18 protein-coding genes are annotated in these 19333 nt (G+C 73.1%); 9 read left to right on the top strand and 9 right to left on the bottom strand.

Going from position 1 to position 19333, the window contains the following annotated elements; genetic code table 11:
- Both glpK and ACQPXG_RS22260 read left to right on the top strand, forming a co-directional pair.
- A complete protein-coding gene (gene glpK / locus ACQPXG_RS22255; protein WP_433469627.1) occupies positions 1 to 1518 on the top strand; it encodes a glycerol kinase GlpK in 1518 nt (505 codons plus the stop codon).
- Positions 1519 to 1623: 105 nt separating this feature from the next.
- Positions 1624 to 2484, top strand: coding sequence for a S1 family peptidase (locus tag ACQPXG_RS22260; protein ID WP_433469628.1), 861 nt, complete (start codon positions 1624 to 1626; stop codon positions 2482 to 2484).
- 61 nt (positions 2485 to 2545) lie between these two features.
- On the opposite strand, the gene ACQPXG_RS22265 is transcribed toward ACQPXG_RS22260, so the two are convergent.
- Positions 2546 to 3331, bottom strand: a complete 786-nt coding sequence (locus ACQPXG_RS22265; protein WP_433469629.1) for a SigB/SigF/SigG family RNA polymerase sigma factor — start codon at positions 3329 to 3331, stop codon at positions 2546 to 2548.
- A 182-nt stretch (positions 3332 to 3513) separates the two neighbouring features.
- On the opposite strand from ACQPXG_RS22265, the gene ACQPXG_RS22270 reads away from it, so the two are divergent.
- The 4 genes from ACQPXG_RS22270 (at position 3514) to crcB (ending at position 5296) form a co-directional block, all read left to right on the top strand.
- A complete protein-coding gene (locus ACQPXG_RS22270; RefSeq protein ID WP_433469630.1) occupies positions 3514 to 3969 on the top strand; it encodes an SRPBCC family protein in 456 nt (151 codons plus the stop codon).
- A gap of 141 nt (positions 3970 to 4110) precedes the next feature.
- Positions 4111 to 4590 (top strand): fluoride efflux transporter FluC, encoded by a 480-nt coding sequence (locus tag ACQPXG_RS22275; protein WP_433469631.1) that lies wholly within the window; start codon positions 4111 to 4113, stop codon positions 4588 to 4590.
- Positions 4587 to 4937, top strand: a complete 351-nt coding sequence (locus ACQPXG_RS22280; protein ID WP_433469632.1) for a DUF190 domain-containing protein — start codon at positions 4587 to 4589, stop codon at positions 4935 to 4937. Before ACQPXG_RS22275 ends, ACQPXG_RS22280 begins: the two co-directional genes overlap by 4 nt.
- Positions 4934 to 5296: a fluoride efflux transporter CrcB gene (crcB, locus tag ACQPXG_RS22285; protein ID WP_433469633.1), complete on the top strand. Its 363-nt coding sequence runs from the start codon at positions 4934 to 4936 to the stop codon at positions 5294 to 5296. Before ACQPXG_RS22280 ends, crcB begins: the two co-directional genes overlap by 4 nt.
- 185 nt (positions 5297 to 5481) lie before the next feature.
- Here the strand turns inward: crcB and ACQPXG_RS22290 are convergent, their stop codons facing one another.
- From ACQPXG_RS22290 to ACQPXG_RS22305, 4 genes are all read right to left on the bottom strand, one after another.
- Positions 5482 to 6201 (bottom strand): SDR family oxidoreductase, encoded by a 720-nt coding sequence (locus ACQPXG_RS22290; protein WP_433469634.1) that lies wholly within the window; start codon positions 6199 to 6201, stop codon positions 5482 to 5484.
- Complete coding sequence (locus tag ACQPXG_RS22295) at positions 6201 to 7427, bottom strand: glycosyltransferase (protein ID WP_433469635.1); 1227 nt, start codon at positions 7425 to 7427, stop codon at positions 6201 to 6203. The genes ACQPXG_RS22290 and ACQPXG_RS22295 overlap by 1 nt, the downstream gene beginning before the upstream one ends.
- On the bottom strand, positions 7424 to 8446 hold the full coding sequence (locus tag ACQPXG_RS22300; RefSeq protein WP_433469636.1) for a glycosyltransferase family 9 protein: 1023 nt from the start codon (positions 8444 to 8446) through the stop codon (positions 7424 to 7426). The genes ACQPXG_RS22295 and ACQPXG_RS22300 overlap by 4 nt, the downstream gene beginning before the upstream one ends.
- A 390-nt stretch (positions 8447 to 8836) precedes the next feature.
- A complete protein-coding gene (locus ACQPXG_RS22305; protein ID WP_433469637.1) occupies positions 8837 to 10276 on the bottom strand; it encodes an MFS transporter in 1440 nt (479 codons plus the stop codon).
- Positions 10277 to 10384: 108 nt separating this feature from the next.
- Between ACQPXG_RS22305 and ACQPXG_RS22310 the strand changes: the two genes are divergently transcribed.
- Complete coding sequence (locus ACQPXG_RS22310; protein WP_433469638.1) at positions 10385 to 11278, top strand: helix-turn-helix transcriptional regulator; 894 nt, start codon at positions 10385 to 10387, stop codon at positions 11276 to 11278.
- 22 nt (positions 11279 to 11300) lie between these two features.
- On the opposite strand, the gene ACQPXG_RS22315 is transcribed toward ACQPXG_RS22310, so the two are convergent.
- Genes ACQPXG_RS22315 through mgrA form a run of 3 tightly spaced genes read right to left on the bottom strand, consistent with a single transcriptional unit; the run spans position 11301 to position 13131 of the window.
- Positions 11301 to 11609, bottom strand: a complete 309-nt coding sequence (locus ACQPXG_RS22315) for a DUF6343 family protein (RefSeq protein WP_433469639.1) — start codon at positions 11607 to 11609, stop codon at positions 11301 to 11303.
- On the bottom strand, positions 11606 to 12058 hold the full coding sequence (locus ACQPXG_RS22320; protein ID WP_433469640.1) for a YbhB/YbcL family Raf kinase inhibitor-like protein: 453 nt from the start codon (positions 12056 to 12058) through the stop codon (positions 11606 to 11608). The genes ACQPXG_RS22315 and ACQPXG_RS22320 overlap by 4 nt, the downstream gene beginning before the upstream one ends.
- 47 nt (positions 12059 to 12105) lie before the next feature.
- Positions 12106 to 13131, bottom strand: a complete 1026-nt coding sequence (gene mgrA / locus ACQPXG_RS22325) for an L-glyceraldehyde 3-phosphate reductase (RefSeq protein ID WP_433469641.1) — start codon at positions 13129 to 13131, stop codon at positions 12106 to 12108.
- A 159-nt stretch (positions 13132 to 13290) separates the two neighbouring features.
- On the opposite strand from mgrA, the gene ACQPXG_RS22330 reads away from it, so the two are divergent.
- Entirely contained in the window at positions 13291 to 16527 is a 3237-nt protein-coding gene (locus ACQPXG_RS22330) for a hypothetical protein (RefSeq protein ID WP_433469642.1), read from the top strand.
- 6 nt (positions 16528 to 16533) lie between these two features.
- On the opposite strand, the gene ACQPXG_RS22335 is transcribed toward ACQPXG_RS22330, so the two are convergent.
- Positions 16534 to 16953 carry a hypothetical protein gene (locus ACQPXG_RS22335; protein ID WP_433469643.1) on the bottom strand — a complete coding sequence of 140 codons (420 nt, stop codon included), beginning with the start codon at positions 16951 to 16953 and terminating at the stop codon, positions 16534 to 16536.
- 172 nt (positions 16954 to 17125) lie between these two features.
- On the opposite strand from ACQPXG_RS22335, the gene paaZ reads away from it, so the two are divergent.
- Positions 17126 to 19183, top strand: coding sequence for a phenylacetic acid degradation bifunctional protein PaaZ (gene paaZ / locus ACQPXG_RS22340; RefSeq protein ID WP_433469644.1), 2058 nt, complete (start codon positions 17126 to 17128; stop codon positions 19181 to 19183).
- Positions 19184 to 19333 lie beyond the last annotated feature (150 nt).

Here is a 19333-nt window from a genome sequence, read left to right on the forward strand (position 1 = left end):
ATGGCCGACTTCGTCGGAGCGCTCGACCAGGGCACGACCAGCAGCCGCTTCATGATCTTCGACCACGGCGGCAACGAGGTCGCCCGCCACCAGCTCGAACACGAGCAGATCCTGCCGCAGGCCGGCTGGGTCGAGCACAACCCCACCGAGATCTGGGAACGCACCCGCGCGGTCATCCAGAGCACGCTGAACAGCGCGAACCTGAGTCACACCGACCTGGCCGCGTTCGGTATCACCAACCAGCGCGAGACGACCGTGGTGTGGAACCGGCGGACCGGCCGCCCCTACTACAACGCGATCGTCTGGCAGGACACCCGCACCGACCGCATCGCCTCCGCGCTGGAGCGCGAGGGCAAGGGCAGGACGATCCGGCACCGCGCGGGCCTGCCGCCCGCGACGTACTTCTCGGGCGGCAAGATCCAGTGGATCCTGGAGAACGTGGACGGGGTCCGCGAGGCCGCCGAGAACGGCGACGCGGTCTTCGGCAACATCGACACGTGGGTGCTGTGGAATCTGACCGGCGGCGTGGACGGCGGGGTGCACGTCACCGACCCCACCAACGCCAGCCGCACCATGCTGATGGACCTGGAGACCCTGGACTGGGACGACGAGCTCCTGTCCTTCTTCGGGATCCCGCGCCCCATGGTGCCCGAGATCAAGCCCTCCTCGGCGCCCGAACCGTACGGGACGAGCCGCGTGGACGGCCCGCTCGGCGGCGAGGTGCCGCTGACCGGCATCCTCGGCGACCAGCAGGCGGCGACGGTGGGGCAGGTGTGCTTCTCGCCCGGCGAGGCCAAGAACACCTACGGCACCGGCAACTTCCTCCTGCTCAACACGGGTGAGGAACTCGTCCGGTCGAAGGCCGGGATGCTCACGACCGTCTGCTACAAGTTCGGCGATCGCGCGCCGGTGTACGCGCTGGAGGGGTCGATCGCGGTGACCGGGTCGGCCGTGCAGTGGCTGCGCGACCAGCTCGGCATCATCGCCGGTGCGGCGCAGAGCGAAGCGCTGGCCCGGCAGGTGGACGACAACGGCGGCGTGTACTTCGTCCCGGCGTTCTCCGGCCTGTTCGCGCCCTACTGGCGCAGCGACGCCCGGGGCGCGATCGTGGGGCTGTCGCGGTTCAACACCAACGCCCACCTGGCCCGCGCCACGCTCGAATCGATCTGCTATCAGTCCCGCGACGTCGTCGAAGCGATGCGCGAGGACTCCGGCGTCTCGCTGGACGTCCTCAAGGTCGACGGCGGCGTGACCGCGAACGAGCTGTGCATGCAGTTGCAGGCCGACATCCTGGGCGTCCCGGTGTCGCGGCCCGTCGTGGCCGAGACCACCGCCCTGGGCGCCGCCTACGCCGCCGGCCTGGCCGTCGGCTTCTGGAACACCACCGACGAACTCCGCCAGAACTGGAACGAGGACAAACGCTGGCAGCCCACCTGGGACGAGGACAAACGGCAGCACGGTTACGCAGGATGGAAGAAGGCGGTCGAACGCACCTACGGCTGGGTGGAGGTCGACTGACCGCGCCGCGGCGGTCCTTCTCCGGCGGGTCGAGATGATCTAGCATCCGGCGGGACAGCGTCGTCACCGCCGGAGCGTCTCGCCGGCCCGCCCGAGAGGATCCGCATGCCCAGCCGCCTCGCCGCAGCAGCCCTCACCGCCGCCGGGACGTTCACCGTCGCGGGCGCCGCGACGTTCGCCACCGCGGCCGCCGAGGCCGCTCCCGCGCAGCAGGCGCCCCGGACCCACCGGGCGGAGGTCGACTTCACCGGGATCGTCGCGCTCAGCAACTGCTCGGGCTCCCTCGTGCGCGGCCCGCAGTCGAGGGACACCGACGCGGCACTGGTGCTGACCAACGGGCACTGCCTGGAGTCGGGCATGCCCGAGGCCGGCCAGGTCGTCGTGGACCAGAAGTCGTCCCGCACGTTCGCACTCCTCGACCGCGCGGGCAAGAAGAGCCTCGGCACCCTCCAGGCCACCAAGGTCGAGTACGCGACCATGACCGACACCGACGTGACGGTCTACCGGCTGAACACGACCTACGCCGCGATCCAGAAGAAGTACGGGATTCCCGCGCTGCGGCTGTCGACGAACAGGCCGCACGACGGGACGGAGATCCGGGTCGTGTCCGGTTACTGGCGGACGATCTACGGCTGCAAGACCGACGCGACCGTCTACCGGCTGCGCGAGGCCGGATGGACGTGGAAGGACTCCATCCGCTACAAGCAGGAATGCCAGACGATCCACGGCACGTCCGGGTCGCCGGTCATCGACGTCCGGACCCGCCACGTCGTCGGCATCAACAACACCGGCAACGACGACGGTGAGCGCTGCACGCTCAACAACCCCTGCGAGGTCGACCGCAACGGCAACGTCACCGTCCGCCACGGCAGCCACTACGGCCAGCAGACGTACCTGCTCGCCCGCTGCCTCGGCAAGGGCAACGACGTCGTGCTGAGCAAGGCGTGCGCGCTCCCCAAGCGCTGACCGGCGTGTGACGGCCGCCGGTCGTCGGGCACGAGGAGCCGTTCCACCTGGACGGGCCCGGTCACCGTTCCGCCAGCAGGCCGGCGCGGAGCCGGTCGAGGGTGGCCCGGAGCAGGCGGGACACGTGCATCTGGGACAGGCCGATCTGCTCGGCGATCTGCGTCTGGGTCTTGTTGCCGAAGAACCGCAGCAGCAGGATCGTCCGCTCGCGCTCGGGCAGGTCGTCGATCAGGGGGGCGAGGGCGTGGCCGTCGACGAAGGCGTCCAGGGCCGGGTCGTCCGAGCCGAGGTACTCGCCGACCGTGCCGTTGTCGGCGTTCCGCGATCCGTCGGCGGGCGCCTCCAGGGACAGCGGCCGGTAGGCGTCGCAGGCGATGATGACCTCGACCGTCTCCTCCTGGGTGATGTCCATGATCGCCGCGGTCTCCGCGGTCGTGGGAGAGCGGCCGTGCTCGCGGGTGAACTCCTGGACGGCGCGCTGCAGGACCGGGCGCAGCTCCTGGATGCGGCGCGACACCCGGACGCCCCACGTCTTGTCGCGGAAGTGCCGCTTCACCTCCCCGGTCACCACCGGATACGCATAGGTGACGAACCGGTCCCCGACCGCGGGATCGAACCGGTTGATGGCCTTGACCAGCCCGAGATAGGCGACCTGCTGAAGGTCGTCCAGCGGCTCGCCGCGGTTGGCGTACCGGCGCGCCACGCCCCGGATCAGCGACGCGTGCCTGTCGACGAGGCGCTCTCGCAGCCGTTCTCGCCGGGGATCCTCCTCGGAGAGCCGGTTCATCTCCGCGAGGAGGATCTCGGTCTGTCCGTCGTCGAACCGGGTGGACTGCGCCGACGTCATGCGGGTGAACTCCTTTGCGGACGAGGCCGGCGAGGGCAGGGGGCGATCGCTCGGTGCCGTCCCTTTACCCGGCGATCGCCGGGTCACACGACCGCCGCGCGCCCGCCCAGGTCACCGGGAATCGAACCGGCCTCACGGGGAACGGCGTTCCATGGCGCCGGAGGTGAGGCAGGAGGTGGGCCGTGAGCACGATCACCGAGTCCGTCAACGTCACCGTCCCGATCCGCACCGCCTACGACCAGTGGACGCGGTTCGAGACGTTCCCGCGGTTCATGGACGGCGTCGAGGAGGTCCGCCGCCTCGACGACACCACCCTGCGCTGGACGACCCGGATCGCCGGTGTCACCCGTGAGTTCGACGCGCGGATCACCGAGCGGCTGCCGGACGAACGCGTTTCCTGGAGGTCGCTGGACGGCCCCACGCACGCCGGCGTGGTGACCTTCCACCGCCTGGACGAGACCACCACCCGTGTGACCGTCCAGCTGGAGATCGATCCGGAGGGGTTCGCCGAGCGGGCCGGCGACCGTTTCGGCGCCCTCACCCACCGCCTCAAGGGCGACCTGCGCCGTTTCAAGACCTTCGTCGAGACCCGCGGCGCCCGGATCGCCGGCCGGGGTGAGCGGATGGACGGCCGCTGACGTGCCGGTACACTCGGCCGTGCCCCGGGGAGCGGGGACGCGGCGGTGGGGCCCGCCGTGCCCGAGACGGGGTGAACCGCGGAGGCGATCCGCCAACGGTCCCTACCGGTGAACGTCAGTGCTACTGGTAGGAGTGTGCCCGTGCCCGTGACCGGCCGTCCCGTCGATCCCGATGTCGATCTGAGCGTTCCGCGCCGGCGTTTCGAACTGCGCAGGGCGCCATGGCGGATCCTCGCGGCGGTCGCGGCGGGCGGGGTGCTCGGGGCGCTCGCGCGGTACGGGCTGAGCAGCGCGTTTCCGTACCGGGCCGGGGGGTTCCCCTGGGTCGTGTTCCTGGTGAACGTGTCGGGCTGCCTCGCCATCGGGGCGCTGATGGTGCTCGTCACCGAGACCTGGCGGGTGCACCCGCTGGTGCGGCCGTTCCTCGGCGTCGGGGTGCTGGGAGGCTTCACCACGTTCTCGACCTACGTGGTCGACATCCAGAACGCGGTGGCCGCCGGCGCGCCGCTCGTGGCACTGTCGTATCTCGGAGGGACGCTCGTGGCCGCGCTCGCGGCCGTCTTCGCGGGCGTCCGTCTCGCCCGCCTGTCGACCCGCCCGCGCCACAGGGAGCGGCCATGAGAATCCAGGGGCCCGCGCTTCGCCTGAGCATCTTCGTCGGTGAGAGCGACCGGTGGAACCGCAAACCGCTGTACACCGAGATCGTGCACCGCGCACACCGGGCGGGACTGGCCGGCGCCAGCGTCCTGCGGGGCTGCGAGGGGTACGGGGCGTCCAGCCGCATTCACACCTCGCGGATCCTGTCGCTGTCGGAGGACCTGCCGATGGTGATCGTCATCGTCGACGCGGAGCGGAAGATCCGCGAGTTCCTGCCGCAGCTGGACGAGCTCGTGGCGGAGGGACTGGTGATCATCGACCCGGTCGAGGTGATCCGTTACACCGGCCGCGGTGCGGGGGACGGCGAGTGACCGTCCTGCTGATCGCGCTGGGCGCGGCCCTCGGCGCTCCGCTGCGCTACCTCACCGACCGCGCCGTCCAAGCGCGGCACGACTCGGTGTTCCCCTGGGGGACGTTCACCGTGAACGTCGCCGGGTCGTTCCTGCTCGGCCTGCTGGCGGCGCTGCCGGCGGGCCGCGGCGTGATGGCCTTCGCCGGGACCGGCTTCTGCGGCGCCTTGAGCACGTATTCCACGTTCGGCTACGAGACGCTGCGCCTCGCCGAGGACGGAGCACGCTTCTACGCGGTGCTCAACGCGGCGGCGAGCATCGTCGCCGGGCTGGGCGCGGCCTACTGCGGGATGGCGATCGCGCAGGCCCTCCCGGGGTGACGCCGCAGCCGTCCGGACGCCTGGTGCGGCCCAGGCTCGCAGTTCGGGGCACTTGGCTCCGAGCTCGCGAGTGGGCCGCGAGATGACTCTGCCCAACCGGGCCTTTCGGTAAACCGGTAGGTGTTTGGACTGTCACCGAACGGGCAGAGCCGCATCTCACGCCGAGCACACCGCCGGTAAGGCCGTCACGGCCACGATGGCTCCTGCGAGGGGCAGACGACCAGCTCGCGCACCTCGCAGCCCGTCGGCTGGGAGAGCGCGAACACGATGGTCGCGGCCACGTCCTCGGGGCGGCTCAGCTCGGCGTCCGGCGCCGGCTTGTACCTGTCGGCGCGATCGTCGAAGAACGCGGTGTCCATCCCGCCGGGCACGACCATGGTGACGGCGACCTTCCCGGCCATCTCCGCGGCGAGCGCCCGGGTGAACCCGACGACGCCGAAGCTGGACGCGCAGTACGCGGTGGCGTCGCTGACGGCCCTGAAGCCCAGCGTGGAGGCGACCGTGACGATCCGTCCGTGCGGCTCGTTCTCCAGGTAGGGGAGCGCGGCGCGCACGACGGCGGCGGTGCCGAGCAGGTTCACCTGGACGACCCGCTCCCAGTCCTCGGCGGGAACGTCGCACAGCGGCCCGCACGCGTCGATGCCCGCGGCGGTGACGACCGCGTTCAGCCCGCCCGCGGCGCGCGCCAGGCCGTGCACGGCGCGCTCGGCGCACCGGCGGTCGGCGAGGTCGGCCTGCATGTGCTCGAACTCGTCCTTCGGCGGGTGCCGGTCGAGGACGAGGGGCCGGCCGCCTTCGTCGGCGACCTTGCGTGCGACGGCCGCGCCGAGTCCGGAGGCACCGCCGGTGATGAGGACGTTCATGACGCGTTTCCCTTCGTGATGGACGGGGCTCTGCGCGGTCATCAGGCGGGCACCCCGCTCAGCGCGGCGTGCCGGTAGGCATCGGCCGTGCCGGCGGCGACGCGCGCCCACGAGTGGCGTTCGCGTGCCCGGTCGCTTCCCGCGAACCCCATCGCGGCCCGCCTCGCCGGGTCGTCCAGCAGCGCCCTGACCGCCGCGGCCGCCCCCTCCGGGTCCCGCGGCCGGACGAGCGTGCCGGTGACGCCGTCCACGACGGTGTCGAGATGCCCGCCGACGGCGGTCGCCACCACGGGGACGCCGCATGCCATGGCCTCCAGCGGCACCATGCCGAACGGTTCGTACCAGGGCAGTGCGACGACCAGGCTCGCCGAGCGCAGTAGCGGCGGCACCTCGTCGCGGCCTTGCCGGCCGAGGAACTCCACCCGTCCCTCGACGCCCGCGTCGCGCGCCACCTCACGCAGCCGGCGCACCTCGGGGTCACCGTCCAGGTCGCCGTGCGGCGGCCCGCCCGCGACCGCGAGCTCGGCGTCCGGCAGGTGCGCGAGTGCGCGGATCGCGGTGTCGACGCCCTTGTGCTCGACGAGCCGCGACACCACCACGAGCCGGTGCCTGCCGTGTCCGCCGGAGAGGCGGCCGTCGGACGTGAAGAGGCTCAGGTCCACCCCGCGAGGCACCACGTGGACGCGGTCGCGGGGGATTCCCATCGCGGTCAGCTCGATGATCTCGTCCGAGCAGGCGGCGATGACGGTGTCGGCGGCACGCCCTATCGCGCGTTCCAGCCGGACGCGCGAGGCGGGGCTGGTGTCGTTGCCGCCGTGGTGGCGCCGCTCGGCGGTGCCGAGCGAGTGGTAGGTCTGCACGACCGGCACGCGCGACGCCCCGGCCGCCTGTGCGGCCTGGATCGCGGCGAGTCCGCTCATCCAGAAGTGCGCGTGCGCCACGTCGGGCGGGTCGGTGGCCCAGCGCCGCTCCAGATAGGTCCCGAAGTCGTGCGTCCAGGGGAGCAGATCGTCCCTGGCGATGTGCTCGGCCGGGCCCGCGGGGACATGCTCCACGGTAACGCCGGGAGCGAGCCGGACCCGCTCGGGGAGGACGGGCGCGTCCCGGCGGGTGTAGACCGTGACGTAGTGCCCTTGGCGGCCGAGTTCGGTGGCCAGTTCCGCGACGAACACGTTCAGGCCGCCGCCGGCCCCGCCCGAACTCTGCTCCGCGGGGCCGCGCTTGGCGGCGAGGGGGCCGGCGTGCTCGGAGATCATGGCTATCTTCATCGCGCGGGCACCTCCTGGGTCGCGGGTGGGGCTTTGGCGACGATCTCCACGGTGGCGGCGACCTCGTCGGCGGGGACGGACGACAGGCACGGGTGGCCGTCCACCGGGCACTCGCGGGCGCTGGTGTCCCTGCACGGGGCCCGCTGGTCGCCGAGCAGCGCCATCGGGACGCCGAACGGCGCCCACCGGGCGGCCGGGACGGTGGGCGCGAACAGCGACACGACGGGCGTGCCGACGGCCGCCGCCAGATGCGCGGGGCCGGTGTTGCCGGCGACGAGGGCTCGGGCGCCTTCCAGCACGGACGCCAGTTCGGGCAGGCTGGTGCGTCCGCCGAGGTCGAGACCGTCCTCCCCGGCGACGAACGCGGTGAGGTCCTTCTCGTCGGCGTGGCCGGTCACGACGACCCGGTGCCCCGCCGCCGCCAGCAGTCGTACGGCCTCGGCGCAGTGCCCCGGCGGCCAGGCGCGCGCGGGAACCGACGTTCCCGGGTGCAGCACCACGTATCCGGGGCCGCCGGTGAGGTGACCGGTGCCGGGCAGCGGGCCCCGGACCCGCAGCCGGGTGTCGGCCAGGGACGGGAACCCGGCGTCCTCCGCCAAGGCGAGCATCCGGAGCGGCTCGGGCAGGTCGGTGTCGGGCCGGTGCCGCAGGTCGAGCAGCGAACCCGGATAGTCGTCGCCGATGCCGCCGATCCAGGGCGTCCCGGCGAGCCGCAGCAGCAGCGCGAGCGGCAGCGGCGACTGGTGGAACGAGGTCAGGATCAGCGCCCGGTCGAAGCCTTCGAGCCTGCGGGTGAGGCGGTCGATCGCGGCCTGCTCCACGGGCACGTGGCCGGGTTCGATCCAGGGGGCGCGCCACTCGATGACGCGGTCCACGCCCGGGAGCATGTCGGCGGCGGCGCGGCCGCGCGGCCCGCACAGCAGCACGACCTCGTCGGCGCCTTCGGCGACCGCCCGGACGGCGGGGCCGGCGAGCAGCACGTCGCCGATGTTGTCCTGGCGCGCGACGAGGACTCTCATCGGAGCCGTCCGCCGCCGGGGGCGAGCCCGGCGGCGGTGTCCGCCGGGTCAGAGGAGATCGCGTTGTTTCCGAGCAGGCGCATGGGAGCCCCGTTCAGCCACGGCGTTCGGTTCAGGTACGGCGTTCGGCGAGGCGGGGGTGATGCCTGCGTCGTAGGCATCGGCTTCCGGCGATCACCGGCGAAGCAGATCCCCCATAGGTGACTTCGACATTGCCGAGCAGCGCGGACCTAAACTCCGAAGTCAGAAAAGTCGCCGGTAGACGAAGTGCCAGTTCATACGGCGTTCGCGTATATGGAGCGGAAAACGGCGGGTACTGGGCCTTTCATATGCTTCAGCCCGCGCGGTCGCGCGGGCTGAAGCCGGACGGGTACCCGCCGTCCTGGTCGCTCAGTGCTTCGCCGTCGTCCGGCTGCGCCCCAGCGACAGCGCGCACAGGGCGCCCAGCAGCGCCGCGCCGGCGAGCGCCCAGCCGGTGCCGTACTCGGCGTGCCGGGTGGAGCCGCTCGACTCGGCCAGGGTGAGGAACAGCGTTCCGATGGTGGCGATGCCGATCACCTGGGCGAGCTGCATCAGCGTGAGCAGCAGCCCGCTGGCGTCCGCGGCGTCCTCGGGCGCCACGTGCCGCAGCGCGGTCGTCATGATGATCGGCATCACGCCGAGCCCGAAGCCGATGATCACGGTGAGCGTCTCGTAGGGCACGCCGCCGCCCGCGAGCGGGCCGACGCACAGGTAGCCCGCCGCGGCGACCGCGAACCCGGCCGGGATGAGGCGCCCGTGCCAGCGGGCGGGCAGCCGCTGCCAGTTCAGCCCGACCAGCGCGAACGCGGTGACGCACGGCACGAACGCCAGCCCCGACTCCAGCGGGGACAGCCTCATGTCGCCCTGCAGGTGCAGGGTCGTGGTGAACAGGAACGCTCCCCAGCTGCCCGGCCCGAACACCATCGCGACGCAGGCCGGGAGCAGCAGCGGGGCGCGCAGCACCCGCGGCGAGATCAGCGGCCGCCCGCCGGCGGCCGCGACGCGCCGCTCCACGGCGGTGAAGGCGGCCATGAACACGGCGCTCGCGGCCAGCGACGCCCAGCCCCACAGCGGCCAGCCCAGCTCGTGTCCCATGATCAGCGGGACGACGAACAGCAGCACCGCCGGGGCCAGCGTGAGCAGCCCCGGGAGGTCCAGTTCGGCCCCCAGCCCGCCCGTGCGGTGCGAGGTCTCGTCGCGCGGGAGGACGCGCGGGCTCGCGAGCAGCAGCGCGACGCCGATCGGCACGTTGACGAGGAACACGGTCCGCCAGCCGGTGCCGAACAGGTCCGCGCTGACCAGCAGGCCCCCCGCGGCCTGCCCCACGACCACGCCGCCCGCGATCACCGCCGAGTAGATCCCGAGCGCCCGCGCCCGGGCGGCGCCGGTGAAGCTCCGCTGGATCATCGACATCACCTGGGGCGTCAGCATCGCGGCGCCGACGCCCTGCACGAACCGGAACACCACCAGCGTCCCGGTCGTCGGCGCCAGCCCGCACGCCAGGGACGCCACCGTGAACGAGGCGAGGCCGACGTGGAACATGCGGCGGTGGCCCGCCAGGTCGCCGAGCCGCGCCCCCGTGATCAGCAGCACGGCGTAGGAGATGATGTAGCCCGCCACGACGAGTTGCAGCCCGGCCCCGGAGGCGTGCAGGTCCACGCGCATGGTCGGCAGCGCCACGTTGACGATGTTGACGTCGAGGATGGCCATGAACTGGCCGAGCAGGATGACGGCGAGCGCGACGCCGCCGGACCCGTTCCGCGATCCCCGTTCGGGAACAATCCCACGCAGATCGGTTGTCTGTGTCATGTGTACGAGCTTGCGGCCGGAGCAGTACCAGTAACGAGAGCCTGTCGATACTGGTACTGACAGCACCTGGCAGCGGACGCCGGCCGGAGGCAGGCTGGGGGAGTGACGATGACGAGCGTGGACACCACGGCCACGGCCCGCCGGAACGGCGCCGGGCCGCGCCGCCGCACCGAACTGGCGGCGTTCCTGCGCAGCAGGCGGGAGCGCATCACGCCCGAGGACGTGGGGATGCCGCCGGGACCGCGGCGCCGTACGCCCGGACTGCGCCGCGAGGAGGTCGCCCAGCTCGCCGGGGTCGGCGTCACCTGGTACACGTGGCTGGAGCAGGGCCGTCCGATCAACGCCAGCACCCAGGTGCTGGACGCGGTGGCCCGCACCCTGCGGCTGGACGGCGCCGAGCGCGAGCACCTGTACCGGTTGGCGGACGTCCCCGACGCCGCGGTCGACGAGGAGGCCGGGACCCTGCCCGAGGACGTCCAGGCGATCCTGGACGCGCTCGTGCCGATGCCCGCGGCGGTGGCCAACGGCCGCTCCGACATCCTCGCCTGGAACTCCGCCTACGCGGCGATCTTCCCGCACGTGGAGACGGCGCGGCCGTGCGAGCGCAACTCGATGTGGATGGCGTTCACGCTGCCGCCGTGCTGCAACCCGGTCGTGAACATGGAGGACGCGGCGCCGGGCCACGTCGCCGTCTTCCGGCACCGCTACAGCCGGCATCTCGACGAGCCGGGCTGGAAGGAGCTCGTCCGCCGGCTGCAGGCGGTCAGCCCCCAGTTCGCCCGGCTGTGGGCCTCCCACGACGTGGCGCTGCCGGGCCCGAGCGTCAAGGTGTTCCGGCACCACGCCGTCGGGGAGATCCGGACCCGCACCACGAGCATGGACATCACCGCGTCGCCGGACGCGCGGCTCGTCGCCTACACGCCGACCGACGCGGAGAGCCGCGAGCGGATCGGCTGGCTGCTCGCCCACCCCGAGGCCGCCGCCCCCGAGCACCGGCACTGAGCCCGTTCGCGTGCGGGCCGGTTCACATGCGGGTACGCCGGGCGATCACCACCAGGTCGGCCGCGGCGATGACGGCGACCGCCGCGCAGATCCCCGCCGCGGCCCAGGAGCCGTCCCCCTGCGCGTTCAGCGTGAACAGGATCGCGGCGGCCACCGCCCCGACCAGCGCGATCGCCGACAGGACCGCGCGCAGCCGCAGCGGGCTGCGCGCCGTCAGCGGCTCGCTCCCGCGCGGCCGCCGCGGCGGCTCGGACCCGGGTGGCCCGGGGCCCCGCCCCTCGTCCTCGGGCGGGCCGTGGGCGTCCCGGCCGGGGCCGCCCACGGGGGTCACCTCGCGAACGTGCCGACGAGCGTCCCGGACGCGACGATCTTCTCCTGGACGGCGATGCGCAGGTCCTCGGCGGTGAAGCCGGCGCGCAGCCCGGACGGCTCCGACAGCCCGTAGAGCCGGAAGAAGTACCGGTGCGGGTCGTCGCCCGCGGGGGGCTTCGGCCCGCCGTACCCGTCGGAGCCGAAGTCGTTGCGCCCGACGACGGCCCCGGTGGGCCGCTCTCCGGCGTCCAGCGCGGTCGTCACCGGGTCGATGCCCGCGACCAGCCAGTGCGCGAACGTGCCCGCCGGGGCGTCCGGGTCCTCGCACGCCAGCGCGAGCTCCACGACCTCCTCGGGAGGCGGCGACCACTCCAGCGGCGGCGAGACGTCCCCGCTGTCGTGCGAGTACTCCGACGGCATGAGCGTGTGGTCGTTGAACGCGGCGCTCCGCAGCATCATCTCTTCCATGCGCTGCTCGTGCCCTGTCTTGCCCGGTCAATGCGCCCGAGGCGTGATCACCCCGCGCTGGAGGCCGCCCAGATGTTGATGCCCGCCTCGACCGCGTCCCGGTCGATCGCGGCGAGTTCGTCCGCGCTGAAGTCGAGCCGGCCGAGGGCCGCGAGGTTCTCCTCCAGTTGCGCGACGCCGCTCGCGCCGATCAGCGCCGAGGTGACCCGCCCGTCCCGCAGCGACCAGGCCAGCGCCATCTGCGCGAGCGACTGCCCGCGCCCCTGGGCGATCTCGTTGAGCGTCCGGACGTGCCGCAGGTTCTCCTCGGTGAGCAGGCCGCTTGAGAACGACGTCCCCTTGCTGGCCCGCGACCCCTCCGGAATGCCGTCGAGATACCTGTCGGACAGCATCCCCTGGGCGAGCGGCGAGAACGCGATGCAGCCGACGCCCTCCCGGCCCAGCGTGTCGAGCAGCCCGCCCTCGATCCAGCGGTTGAGCATCGAGTAGGACGGCTGGTGGATCAGCAGCGGCGTCCCCATCTCCCGCAGGATCGCCGCCGCCTCGGCCGTGCGCTCGGGGGAGTAGGACGAGATCCCCGCGTACAGGGCCTTCCCGGACCGGACGGCCCGGTCCAGCGCCCCCATGGTCTCCTCCAGCGGCGTCTCCGGGTCGAAACGGTGGCTGTAGAAGATGTCGACGTAGTCGACGCCCATCCGGCGCAGCGACTGGTCGAGGCTGGCGAGCAGGTACTTGCGCGACCCCCACTCCCCGTACGGGCCGGGCCACATGTCGTACCCGGCCTTGGTGGAGATGATGATCTCGTCCCGGTACGGCGCGAGGTCCTCGCGCAGGATCCGACCGAAGTTGGTCTCCGCGGACCCGTACGGCGGCCCGTAGTTGTTGGCGAGGTCGAAGTGCGTGACGCCGAGGTCGAACGCGCGCCTCAGGATCGCCCGCTGGACGTCCAGCGGCCGGTCGTCGCCGAAGTTGTGCCACAGCCCGAGCGAGATCGCCGGGAGCCGCAGCCCGCTGCGCCCGCACCGCCGGTAGGGGATCCGCTCATATCGCTCACTGTCCGCCACATACGTCATGGTCGCGAGTATCTCAGGGCGGCCGCCTTGCGGGACGCGGCACGGTTCCGCCATCATCGAGTTCATGATCTCCAGGAAGGGCGGTCTCCGCCCGGGCCGTTGAGCCCCGTCGAGCCGGTCCCGGAACCGGCCCTCGAATCCCTGCCCTCCTCGCGGCGCATGCGGGAACTGGCACTGCGCGCCCGCGGCCTCGCCGGGACGCCCGAGCTCCGTGACGTTCTCGCCGGCCTTTCCGCAGGCGGACGGTACGAGCGCCGCGTCGCCCTGCACATGGCCATGGCAGCGCGTGATCTCCCGTACGTCGAAGGTGTCCTCGCGGGTCCCGACATCGAGCTGAGACGCGCGGCGCTGCGGGCCGTCCGCACCCTGCCCGTGTCCGATGACGCCGCCGCGGCCGTGCTGGACGACGCGCCCGCCGACCTGCGCCGCGCCTTCTACAAGATGCTCCGCCACTCCCGCCGCGAGGCTCTGGCCGACCGGCTCCTCGCCGACGTCCGCGCCCGCTGGGGTGACCGCGAGGCCGCGGCACTCCTGCCCGCGTGCACCGGCGGGACGGTCGCGCGACTGCTTCCCGACTTGGAGCACGCGGTCACCGCATGGCGAGCCCTGGCGGGCCGCCACCCCGGCGTGTTCCTCGCCCGTGGTCGCGACCGGGCGTCGGAATGGTCCTTCTGGCGCCAGTGCAAGGCCGGTCTTCCCGCCCTGGCCCGCCACGACCCGGCGGGACTGCTGGAACTTCTGGAGGAGAACGGCTCCCGGTGGGCGGCGATGCAGCTTTCGCGCGACCTGGTGGCAGCGCTTTTCAGGGTGGACGCGGTACGGGCCGCCCGCGTGGTGCGCCGCATCGGGCGCCGGAACCGCTTTCCGCGCGCGTACTTCGCGAACGTGGGCCGGCTTCCGCTGCCCGATCTCCGTGAGTTCCTGCCCGCCGACCCGTACTGGCTGCGCGACTTCCTGGTCCACGTGCCACCCGGTCGTCGCGCCGCGGTCTACGACCTTGCGCGGGAGCAAGGCCGGTTCCCGGCCCTGCGCGCGTTCCCGCTGCTCGCGCTCCTGCCGCAGGACCGGGCGGCGAGCGAGGCGCGCCGGATGCTGGAGTGGCACGCCTCGGTGTGGCACTCGGCCCGGTCCCGGCTGGACGACCCCGACATCCCGCTGAAGCTCACGGCCCATCTTCCCTATGCGGAGGCGGTCGGTCCCGTCAGGGAGGCGGCCTTCGGCGGGGACCCGCGGCGCCGCTCGCTCGCCCGGGCCCTGCTCATCGACCTGACGGCGCGCACAGGCGAATCCGCCGCTCTGCGCGAACTGGTCGCCGAGCTGGTGCGGCGCACACGGAACGAGCGGGATCCGCTGAGGGGCGTCCTGATCGCGGCCCTGGCGTCCGTGCCCGTCGGGCTGCTGGACGGTACCTTCGCCGAGCCGCTGGAGGAGGTCGCCGCCGTCGCCGCCGACGCGCGCGACTCCTCACCGGTCACCCGGCGGAAGCTCCGCGACCTGGCGGACCGCGTCCTCACCCATGCGGCGTCGCCGGCGCTCGTCTCGTGGGCCGTCGGCGTCTACGGCCGGCTCGTGGCCGGACACGGGGTCGAGGCCCTCGATGATCATCGTCTGGACCGGGTGCTTCCCCGCGGCCGGGAACGCGACCTCCTCGACGTCGTGCGCCCTCGCCTGCACGATCACGCGGTGGTCGTCGCGCTGGCCCGGTCGCTCGGACGGAGGGCGTTCGCCTTGGTGGACCTCCAGGACGGCCTCCGGGGTGCGGCCCTGGAGGCGCCCGGCCCGCAGGCCCGCGAGGCGGCGGAGCTGTGGCTGGCCGACCCTGCTCTGCGGGACGCACGCGCCGCGGAACTTCTGGCGGCCGACGCGTCCGCGATCGTCCTGCCCGATGTCTGGGAGGCCGTCGCGGGCCGCCGCACCGATCTGCTGCTCACCGCCCTGGACGACGGCCGCCGGGGACGATTCGAGACCGCGGAATGGGCGCCGCCCGTCTCACCGCGGGCCGCGGGCCGGTGGACTCCGGCCCAGGCCGGACGCGTCCGGGCCGTGCTCGCCGCGGCCACGCGGGACGAGCGGCTCCCGGTCGACGCCAGGATCGACGCGGTGCTGTCGCTCGGCCTGCTCCCCGGCGGTCTCCCGGATCTCATCGCCCAGGCGGGCCGGGAGGACGAGCCGGTCCTCGCCGAGGCGGCGGTGGAGGCGATGGCGGCCACGGACCGCCCGGCCGGGGCCCTCGACGAACTCCTCGTCCATGCCCGGACCGCGCGGTCGGCGGTCGCCGTGGCAGCAATGGCGGCGTGCAGCGCGTCGGTGCCGCCGTCCAGGCTCGGCCCGCTCCTGGCGGCGGCGCTGACCGGGCCGGACGCCAAGGTGGTCGTCCGCAAGCAGGCCGCCCGGCTCCTCGAACGGCTGCGGCTGCCCGACGCGGCGGACGTCCTCCTCGGCGCATGGAACGACCCCGCCCTTCACCGGGACGTCCGGGTCGCGGTCGCCGCGGCACTGCGGCGGATGCCCGAGGACCCCCGGGCGCTCGCCGCGCTCGGCGACGCCGCGGGTCCCCACGCGAGCGAACTGATGCTCCGCACGCTCTTCCAGGCGAAGCCGTCCCAGTACGCGCCCCGGCACCGTCCCGCCTTCGCCGCGCTGGTCCGCCGGCTGGGCGCGGCGGCGGACGGTCCCGGCGTCCGGTTCCGGGCGGCGAAGGCGTTCGGCGCCTGGGCGCCCTGGTACGCGGAGGGGTACGGCGACATCCTGGCCGCCATCGCGGATCCCGCGGACGCGGCCGGGGACGACGAGCTCTCCGTCCTGCGCGCCCTGGTATGGGAGGGGGCCGTGGGGGACGAGGCGCTGGACGTGCTCTCCTCCCTGCTGGCGGCCGAGCCCGGCGACGGCGCGCGGTCGAGGGCGATCGGCATCGCAAACATGTTCGGCAGGCTGCCGTCAGGGCACCGGAGCGCGCCCCTCGCCCGCCGTGTGGTCGGCATGCTCGCCGCGCATCCCCTCTATGTCGCCCAGGCGGTGGACGTCGCGCTCGACTCGGCGCGGCTGACCGAGGACGGCGTCACCGCTGAGCGCGTGGCCGCCGAGCTCGCGGCCCTGGCGGACATGCTCCGCGACCGCCCCGCGCTGGCCGCCACGGTCACCGGGCGGCGGCTGGTGAGCGCGATCGGCGGGCACGGCGCGCGGCTCGGCGGCGGCCCGGAGCGGGTGCTGCCCGCCGCGCGCCTGCTCGCCGGACGGGACGACTTCGCGGCCCAGCTGCTCGCCGCCGGCGTCGTCCGGACGGCCGGTCCCGCCGCGGGGTGGCCGGGCGAGTGGCGGGACCTCCTGGACGGCCTGCGCCGGTCCGCCCACGTGGAGGTCCGCCAGTACGCGTGGGACGTCATCCCCGATCACTGAGCACCGTCACCGGGCGCGGCGCTGCGCGGTGTACTGCAGCGCCGCGAAACCGGCGACGACGATCGCCTGGAGCACGGCCCAGACGCCGCCGGCGGTGTTCAGCGAGAACCAGCCCAGGGCCACCGCGACGACGCTCAGGATCGTCCACAGCAGGTTCGCCTCCACCACCGCGGTCACGGCGTGGCGGTGGGGTCGGGCCGGTACCGAGATCGCCCACACGGCGGCGGCGTAGACCAGCAGGAACGCGCCGAGCACCCGTCCGGGGCCGGCGTCCAGGCCGAGCAGGTCGTCGATCGGGCCCGCGAGCGCCAGGTAGGCGAGGCCGTTGACACCGGTGACGACGGAGTCGAGGCGCAGCGCGAGGCGGAGCAGGCGGCGGCCGTCGGCGAGCAGGCCCTTCTGGGTGATGGAACGGGTCGCGGTCATCGAAGTCCCTCTCTCTTCGTCGATGACCTCGACGCTACGGACGCCGCGGCGGCCGGGCGATTACGCCTGAGGTAGGGCGGCGCTTGTGCGAGTACACAAAGTGTCCCGGGCCCGGCTGTCATCTCTGCGAGGGGTGAAGGAAGCTCGTAGGTGGCAAGAATGGTCAGGAGATGTGGACAAGGAGGTCCCAGTGGTCGTGCTGCGCAGTTATGTGTCGGGTTCATGGCGTGCCCCGGAGGACGAGGGGGCGCCGCTGCACGATGCCGTCACGGGGGAGGAGGTCGCGAGGATCTCTTCGGCGGGGGTCGATATGGGTGCTGCCCTTGAGTACGGCAGGGGCGTCGGCGGCCCGGTGCTGAGGGAGCTGACATTCCACCAGCGGGCGGCCCTGCTGAAGGCCCTCGCCTCCGATCTGAGAGAGCATCGCGAGGAGTTGTACGCCCTGTCGGCGAGGACGGGCGCGACGCTCGGCGATTCGAAGTTCGACGTGGACGGCGGCATCGGCGTCCTGTTCGGCTATGCGAGCAAGGGCAAGCGGGAGCTGCCGAACGATCGGGTGCTGGTCGAGGGGAACGTCGAGCCGCTCGGGAAGGGCGGGACGTTCGTCGGCCAGCACCTGTGCACGCCGTCGCACGGCGTCGCGGTGCAGATCAACGCGTTCAACTTCCCGGTGTGGGGTCCGCTGGAGAAGCTCGCCCCCGCGTTCCTCGCCGGGGTGCCGACCCTGATCAAGCCGGCGAGCCAGACCGCCTTCCTGACGGCCCGGCTGGTCGAGCTGATCGTCGAGTCGGGGATCCTGCCCGAGGGCACGGTCCAGATGGTCTGCGGCGACCCGCGCGACCTCCTCGACCACCTCACCGAGCAGGACATCGTCGGGTTCACCGGGTCGGCGTCGACCGCCCGGCTGCTGCGCACCCATCCGGTGATCGTGGGGAACGCCGTCCGGTTCAACGCCGAGGCCGACTCGCTGAACTGCTCCGTCCTCGGGCCGGACGCGACGCCCGACACGAAGGAGTTCGACCTCTTCGTCAAGCAGCTGGTCGCGGAGATGACCGTGAAGGCGGGGCAGAAGTGCACGGCGATCCGCCGGGCGCTCGTCCCGTCGGCGCTGATCGACGACGTCACCGAGGCGGTCCGCGAGCGGCTGTCGAAGGTGACGGTCGGCAACCCGGCCGACCCGGACGTGCGGATGGGCGCCCTCGCCACCCTCGACCAGCGCGAGGAGGTGCGGCGCTCCCTCAAGGCCCTCATGGACGCGGGAAGCGTCGTGTACGGCGACCCCGAGCACGTCGAGGTCGTCGGCGCGGACGCCGAACGCGGCGCGTTCATCTCCCCGGTCCTGCTGCGCGCCGACGACCCCGGACGCGCCGAACCGCACGAGGTGGAGGCGTTCGGGCCGGTCAGCACGCTGCTGCCGTACGACGGCGCCGAGCAGGCCGTCGAGCTGGCGGTGCGGGGGCGCGGCAGCCTGGCCGGCTCCATCGTGACCGCGGACGCCGGGTTCGCCCGCGAGGTCGTCCTCGGCACCGCGCCCTGGCACGGCCGCCTGCTGGTGCTCAACAGCGAGGACGCCAAGGAGTCGACCGGGCACGGGTCGCCGCTGCCGCCGCTCGTCCACGGCGGCCCCGGGCGCGCCGGCGGCGGCGAGGAGATGGGCGGGATGCGCGGCGTCGTGCACCACATGCGGCGCACCGCCGTCCAGGCCGGGCCGGCGATGCTCACCTCGATCACCGGCCGCTGGGTCCCCGGCACCGACCGGACGGTCACCGACGAGCACCCGTTCCGCAAGCACCTGGAGGACCTGCGCGTCGGCGACACCGCCGTCGGCGGCCCCCGCACCGTCACCCTCGGCGACGTGGAGCACTTCGCCGAGTTCACCGGCGACACGTTCTACGCCCACATGGACGAGGACGCCGCCAAGGCCAACCCGTTCTTCGGCGGGCGCGTCGCGCACGGCTACCTCGTCGTGTCGTTCGCGGCCGGGCTGTTCGTGGAGCCCGCGCCCGGGCCCGTCCTGGCGAACTACGGCCTGGAGAACCTGCGGTTCCTCACGCCGGTCAAGCCGGGCGACGAGCTGACGGTCACCCTGACCGCCAAGCAGATCACGCCGCGCGAGGGCGCCGACTACGGGGAGGTCCGCTGGGACACCGACGTCACGAACCAGGAAGGGGCGTCGGTCGCCAAGTACGACGTGCTGACGCTGGTGGCCAAGAGGCCCAGGCACGACTGACCGGCGACTGGAGTGGAGCGCCAGGGGAGCGGAAGGCGACGGTCAGTCGCCTTCCGGAGGGTCTGGGGGGTCGACCCCCCAGAGTGATAGGCATGTAGGGAGGCGTCTGCGGGGGAGACGGTCACGTTCAGCGCTGAACGGGGTGCGCCC

Origin of the sequence: Spirillospora sp. CA-128828 (assembly GCF_050945415.1) — a bacterium.
In the GTDB taxonomy this organism is placed as follows: Bacteria; Actinomycetota; Actinomycetes; order Streptosporangiales; family Streptosporangiaceae; genus Spirillospora.

Bases quoted from the DNA above. Each gene is read 5' to 3' on its own strand.
- glpK (WP_433469627.1), top strand. From the start codon at position 1: ATGGCCGACTTCGTCGGAGCGCTCGACCAGGGCACGACCAGCAGCCGC.
- ACQPXG_RS22260 (WP_433469628.1), top strand. From the start codon at position 1,624: ATGCCCAGCCGCCTCGCCGCAGCAGCCCTCACCGCCGCCGGGACGTTC.
- ACQPXG_RS22265 (WP_433469629.1), bottom strand. From the start codon at position 3,331: ATGACGTCGGCGCAGTCCACCCGGTTCGACGACGGACAGACCGAGATC.
- ACQPXG_RS22280 (WP_433469632.1), top strand. From the start codon at position 4,587: ATGAGAATCCAGGGGCCCGCGCTTCGCCTGAGCATCTTCGTCGGTGAG.
- ACQPXG_RS22290 (WP_433469634.1), bottom strand. From the start codon at position 6,201: ATGACCGCGCAGAGCCCCGTCCATCACGAAGGGAAACGCGTCATGAAC.
- ACQPXG_RS22295 (WP_433469635.1), bottom strand. From the start codon at position 7,427: ATGAAGATAGCCATGATCTCCGAGCACGCCGGCCCCCTCGCCGCCAAG.
- ACQPXG_RS22300 (WP_433469636.1), bottom strand. From the start codon at position 8,446: ATGAGAGTCCTCGTCGCGCGCCAGGACAACATCGGCGACGTGCTGCTC.
- ACQPXG_RS22305 (WP_433469637.1), bottom strand. From the start codon at position 10,276: ATGACACAGACAACCGATCTGCGTGGGATTGTTCCCGAACGGGGATCG.
- ACQPXG_RS22310 (WP_433469638.1), top strand. From the start codon at position 10,385: ATGACGAGCGTGGACACCACGGCCACGGCCCGCCGGAACGGCGCCGGG.
- ACQPXG_RS22320 (WP_433469640.1), bottom strand. From the start codon at position 12,058: ATGGAAGAGATGATGCTGCGGAGCGCCGCGTTCAACGACCACACGCTC.
- mgrA (WP_433469641.1), bottom strand. From the start codon at position 13,131: ATGACGTATGTGGCGGACAGTGAGCGATATGAGCGGATCCCCTACCGG.
- ACQPXG_RS22330 (WP_433469642.1), top strand. From the start codon at position 13,291: ATGCGGGAACTGGCACTGCGCGCCCGCGGCCTCGCCGGGACGCCCGAG.
- ACQPXG_RS22335 (WP_433469643.1), bottom strand. From the start codon at position 16,953: ATGACCGCGACCCGTTCCATCACCCAGAAGGGCCTGCTCGCCGACGGC.